Source organism: Candidatus Hydrogenedentota bacterium (assembly GCA_019695095.1).
Taxonomy (GTDB): Bacteria; Hydrogenedentota; Hydrogenedentia; order Hydrogenedentales; family SLHB01; genus JAIBAQ01.
In genome coordinates this window covers 1-5,171 of sequence record JAIBAQ010000296.1, presented here as the reverse complement: position 1 = coordinate 5,171, position 5,171 = coordinate 1, and the positions used below count along the sequence as shown (strand labels likewise).

The following is a 5,171-nucleotide window of genomic DNA, read 5'->3' as shown; positions in this document are numbered from 1 at the left end:
GGTTGGACCCTATCGTGCACGCGCCCAAGTTACGAGCATTAAGCAGTGCGTATGGAAGCAAGGCAGGCTCGTCCAACGAAACCCGCCACGTCGGATTTGACTAGGCCTTCTCATGGAAGCCGCAAAGACGCAGCAATGGCAGTGCCGAACCTGAGAAATTAACTCAAAGCCGCGAGGATTCTTCTATTGAGGGACCCCTTCGCGGTTACCTCAGCCTCCTTGCGTCTTTGCGACTTAGCGTCTTTGCGTTAAACATCTTCGAACGTCATTTCGTCACTGCCTTCCGCACCGATTTTCTTCTTCTGCTAACCACCTGTATGTGTTGGCTCCGCCACGGTGATGGCAAGTGTGGCGCGAACGTCTGAACCCGGCATTGAAGACGCCCAGTACCACGCGCTTGCGTCGGACCACGACGTTGCGCTGCGCAGCCAATCACTTACGTCGTCGACCCGAGCAGGCAATTGCCTGCTCGTATCTATTTCGGAGAGTGCGAAATAGCACTGGCTCACCGTGCGTTTGGCCCCGTCGGGGGCCGTGTACTCAAAGCGGCTCCAGACATGTCCTTGCTCGTCGCGCAGACTTGGCATGGGCGTACAATCGCCGCCCAACGCGAGATAGCAGTTCTCGGCAGGATGCAGCATGCGCGTCGCGATTGTGCAATAGCGCATCAAGACGACTTTACCGGTGTCGCCCACACGGAACTGTGCCCACGCACCCGGAAATCCCGACAGAAATGAGTCCCATTCCGAGGGCAGAGGTATGGGACTCAAAGTCTGTCCTTGCCACGTCTTCGGCCAAGCGACGGTCGTTGTGCTGGCCGTTGCGGCGGGAATGCCGCCGGGTAGCATTGTCAGGCCCGCTGTTGCTGCGCAGGCCAGAAGAAAAGTCAACTTCACCAAAGGACCAGCTTTTGAGGCGACGCCCTCCGGGCTGATACGTCGCGTCTGGCGACGATGCAGAAATTTCGCGATAAGCAGCAGCAAAACCGAGCACTCCGCAAAGACAACAATGCCGATCAGCGCGTGTGCGGGTGCATCGGGTGGAATGTTGACGAGCACAAGGCTCGCAGCGCGGTGTGCATTTCCAAAGAGCGCAAGAAGCACAGATGACGCAAGCAGAGCAAAGGTAGGGATCAGACGAAAGCGCAACAAAAGCGATAGGGCGCCCGCGAGGACAAGCGACGCGGAAAGCATGCGAATGCCGCTGCAGGGCGCGTCGACAAAGACGACATTTCCTCCGGTGGAGAGTCCCGTACCGACCGCAGCGACGTTACCCAGCAACATGACAGCCGCAAGCTTTGTAGCGCACAGTCGCAGCGGATAACCAACATAGAAGTCGAGCGCTGTGCTGACGAGGGGCGCCTGCGCCAACAGCGGAAAGAGTCCCCAACTCACGCGCCGCGTTTCCGCTGGAAGAACGCCAACCATGACACAGCCCACGGCCATCACGGCGAGTTCGCACGACACCAGTTTCGGCACGTGTGGGAAGAGCGCCGCATAGAGAACGACGAAACCAGTGGCAGCGATTAGCCAGTCGCGGGCAGGGGCATCGTGACGATCATTGGTTGCCTTAGTATTTAGGACCATTCTCGTCCAAATGATCAGTGTTGCGCAGAAGACCCACGCGCCCCAGCTTGAACCCCAAGGCGCACGCCAGCGCTCCCACATGGCCGCGAATGCCGCCCAACATGCTGCGGCCACAACGAACACCCAGAAGAGTCCTGCTACGGCTGGCCTGACGATGTGCGTCATGGCCCGCTACTCGGTGCGCACCGCATTCCGGCGCGCTGCGCGGCTTCTCATCGCGGTTACCGCGAGCACAAGGACCACAGCGATAAGGAGCGCCCACTCCGACGGTTCGGGAATACCGGGAATCGCATCTTCATCGGCGGACGGGTCGAGGCCAGCCTCCGCATACTGTTGTTTTGTCTGAAGCACGACTGCGCCCGTAAGCGGCGTCACAATGCGAACCGTTTGCGCGCGCTTGCTGGCCTCCGTTTTCCATGTGGGGTCATTTGACGAGATGGCATTTAGTACGTCGTCATTTACGGCAAGCCGTACCATGTGTTCCATGGCTGACGAATTGCTGTCCTCGATTCCGGGTTCTGCTACTTGCGTGAGACTGTACGTCAACTGCAGATCGTTTCCTGTACCACCCTTCGCGCAGTCGACCAGGGTGTCCTCCAATGAACTTACCAACGGCACGCGTTCCACCATACCCGTCAGACTGTTCAACACTCGGTTGGGTCCCGACTTGACTTGAATCGACAACAAGGCCGGAAGTCCTTGTCCATTGGCCGGTCGCCGTCTCAACAGTTGTTGTAGACCTTCGCTGGACGACAGTTCGATAAGCTGTGGCCCATGGACCCACACGACTGCACCCTGGCCGGGTGCGCTGGAGGATACCAGGTTCCAAGCCTTTTCCAGTGCGGGCACGGCGTCGCAACCCCCTTCGAACGTGCGAGAAGCAAGCCACGTTGCGAGGCCTGCGTCTGGCGCGAAGAAAGAGTCGGAGAACGTCTCCAACTTCTGCCCTGCGAAAACGGCAGTGACTTGAACGTTGCCGTCAAGCGATTGGACCACGCGGTTCCAGTCGATGGGCACATCGCGCATGAATACTGAACCGTCCAGCACGAAACACAGCTTCGATACTTCCGCGGCAGGCGCCGGACCGGGAACAGCCTGAGCACGCGTGCCGTTCAGCTCGCCCACAAACGTGGAACCGTCCGCGCTGAGATACGGAAACTCCAGGGTGGCGCTATCGGAACTCTGCAGGAGCTCTTCCGTGAACTTCCCGCGAAGGGTCATCGTCCCGTTTGCGCTTTGCTCTTGAGAGAGGGTTGCGGCGCGCGCTTGTGCGTCCACGGTGGATTCCACCCAAATGGCGTGCTCGAGCTTTGGACCGATGTCGAAATTACATTCTGAAATGTACGGGAGTCGGAGAAACGACTTGCCATTTCGGACTGCGAGAGGCGCGGTAAAGCCTACCTTCACTTTCATCGTCCCGGAAGGAGGAACTGGATAGCACTGCAGCATTGCAACGCCGGGTCCGACAACATTGAGCAAAGCAGGATCGCGCCGGCGCTCCACGACCTTACGGTATGCCTCGCGGGTCTGCTCTCGGGTGCCATATGCCGCTTCACGTTCTTCGCCGTCAATCCAAAGGGTGAGTCGGGAAGGAACAGCGCCGGGCGGCATGTCGATGTGGGCTCGCGCTTCCTTTTCCCATCCGTCAGTGTTGCGGAATTCCAGAATCCACTCTATGTACGCGATGGCAGGTCCCGATCCATCCTGCTTGAAGGTAGTTACATTGACGTCTATGGCACTTTCCTTGAGACGCAAACCGCGCGCACGCCCCGCTACCTCTGTGCCGCCTATGTCGTTCCACGTCTCCATGACAGTTTCATCGAAGGCGACGCGGCCGGCGAACGGCGACGTGCCCGGGATTTCCGGCCTCGGAACGCTCCGATGTGAATTGCCTGTCAGGCGATAGTACAACGCATGATACGCAGACTTGTCCGAAATCCATTCCTCTTCCCAATTATCGACTCTGCGGCCGAACAGTTGCTTTCCAGGCAGTGCATAACAATCCTCGAGGACGGCGCCTTCAAGATGCAGCGTGCGTATCCAATCGACGGCACGTTCGCGTTCGGCGGCATCGTCAGATATCGCTTGCTTGACGAGATGCTTGGTATAGAGGGCTGGTCCCGCATACAGCCCGGTCAGTACGGCCACCAGCAACACACCCGCGCATGTGCACTTTCGCGCTGTCCGGCGGGGAATCATCCCGTGCGGCATCAGGCGATGCAGGAGTCGCATGTGGTATAGCCCTGATAGCATGCAGAACATGGGGGCCAAGCCCAGTAAGCCGCCCCCCACTGCAATGATCATTACCGTAGATACTGGGAGCATCGGCAGATAAACGACAAAGTACACCGTCGCAAGTGCTGTGGCATACGCATTCAGAAAGAGTGCCAACTTGGGCCATCGAACTGATTTGCCATACACGAGGCGGACAACCACTATGTCGCCGAACAGTATAGAAATCAGTAGCGCCACTCCCGCAGCCACATGCCAGATGGTGGGCACTGGGTCCATGTACATTCCAGCCATGATTCCGGAGTTGAATTCGACTATCAGGGCCAGCAATGGAATCGCAAATCCAAAGAACAGCACGAACGCGCGTACTCGGTCCGGATAGTGGTTGTGCAGCCTCTTCTCGCTGTGCTCGTCTGCAATCTCCCGCACGAGGCGCGCCGCCTCGTCCCGAGACGTATTCGAGCCGGTCTCCGTAAAACCCAGCACTTGTTGCGGGGTGCCTGTGGCGGCGATCACGCGATTGAGATGCTCCAACGTCACCAGCGGTCCGGACTGCGCCTCAACTTCCGTTGTGATATGGCTGCGCAGACCCTGCACTATTTCCGTTGCATCATCGCCCATGGACCTCGACAAACGGTCAACATGCTTCAAATACTCTTCGAGACTTTCTTTCGCTTCCGGTGTCCACTCAATCATGGTCCTGTCCACTTTCCATCAGTATCTCGACTTCCTTCACCAATTCCTTCCAATGGGTCTGCATCATATGAATGCTTTGCCGCCCTTTGTCGGTCAAGCCGTAGTACCTACGGGCGGGTCCGGAGGATGACTCCTCCAAGCGCGATTCGAGAAGTCCCGCCGCGCGCAAGCGAGAGAGCAGGGGATAGACCGTTCCCTCAGTGACAACCAGGGCTCGCATGCCGGCAAGCCGCTTCACGAGTTCATAGGCGTGGATATCGCCTTTGGAGAGCAGAGAGAGGATGCAAAGTTCGAGCAGGCCTTTGCGGGCCTGAGTGACCCAGTTGGAGAGGTTGAACTCGGACTGTGGTTCAGACATGGAACTGACAGAACCTCCAGCGAAAATGTACCACATAGTACTATGTATTGCAAGGTGTTTTGTGAAAATAAGAGCTAAACTATTTCCATCAAAGGCTTTACCTCATGGCGTGAGGAAGTTGACGCACGGACGCCGCAAGATAGATGGCAGTGCCGATCCCAGGAGATCAACCCAAAGATAAGATGAGAAGGCCGGTCCTCCGACGCAGTGCGATAAACTCGCCTGCAAAGTTAAACGGCACCGAGGTGCCATCAGGAGGAACCGGCCATGAGCAAGTATAGAACATCTGTTGGTTTGGA

The 5,171-nt window shown here is 57.7% G+C and carries 3 protein-coding genes; all 3 read right to left on the bottom strand.

The window, feature by feature from the left end; all coding sequences use genetic code 11:
- Window positions 1–305: 305 nt before the first annotated feature.
- From K1Y02_25115 to K1Y02_25105, 3 genes are read right to left on the bottom strand one after another with little or no spacing between them, the layout of a single operon-like run.
- The gene (locus tag K1Y02_25115) at window positions 306–1,751 is read right to left on the bottom strand and encodes an exosortase/archaeosortase family protein (protein ID MBX7259661.1); all 1,446 of its coding nucleotides are present in this window, start codon (window positions 1,749–1,751) and stop codon (window positions 306–308) included.
- 6 nt (window positions 1,752–1,757) lie between these two features.
- Window positions 1,758–4,514, bottom strand: a complete 2,757-nt coding sequence (locus tag K1Y02_25110) for a hypothetical protein (protein ID MBX7259660.1) — start codon at window positions 4,512–4,514, stop codon at window positions 1,758–1,760.
- Window positions 4,507–4,872, bottom strand: a complete 366-nt coding sequence (locus K1Y02_25105; GenBank protein ID MBX7259659.1) for a PadR family transcriptional regulator — start codon at window positions 4,870–4,872, stop codon at window positions 4,507–4,509. The genes K1Y02_25110 and K1Y02_25105 overlap by 8 nt, the downstream gene beginning before the upstream one ends.
- Window positions 4,873–5,171 lie beyond the last annotated feature (299 nt).

Excerpts from the sequence above, each read along its gene's own strand:
- K1Y02_25105 (MBX7259659.1), bottom strand. The coding sequence starts at position 4,872 with ATGTCTGAACCACAGTCCGAGTTCAACCTCTCCAACTGGGTCACTCAG.
- K1Y02_25115 (MBX7259661.1), bottom strand. The coding sequence starts at position 1,751 with ATGACGCACATCGTCAGGCCAGCCGTAGCAGGACTCTTCTGGGTGTTC.
- K1Y02_25110 (MBX7259660.1), bottom strand. The coding sequence starts at position 4,514 with ATGATTGAGTGGACACCGGAAGCGAAAGAAAGTCTCGAAGAGTATTTG.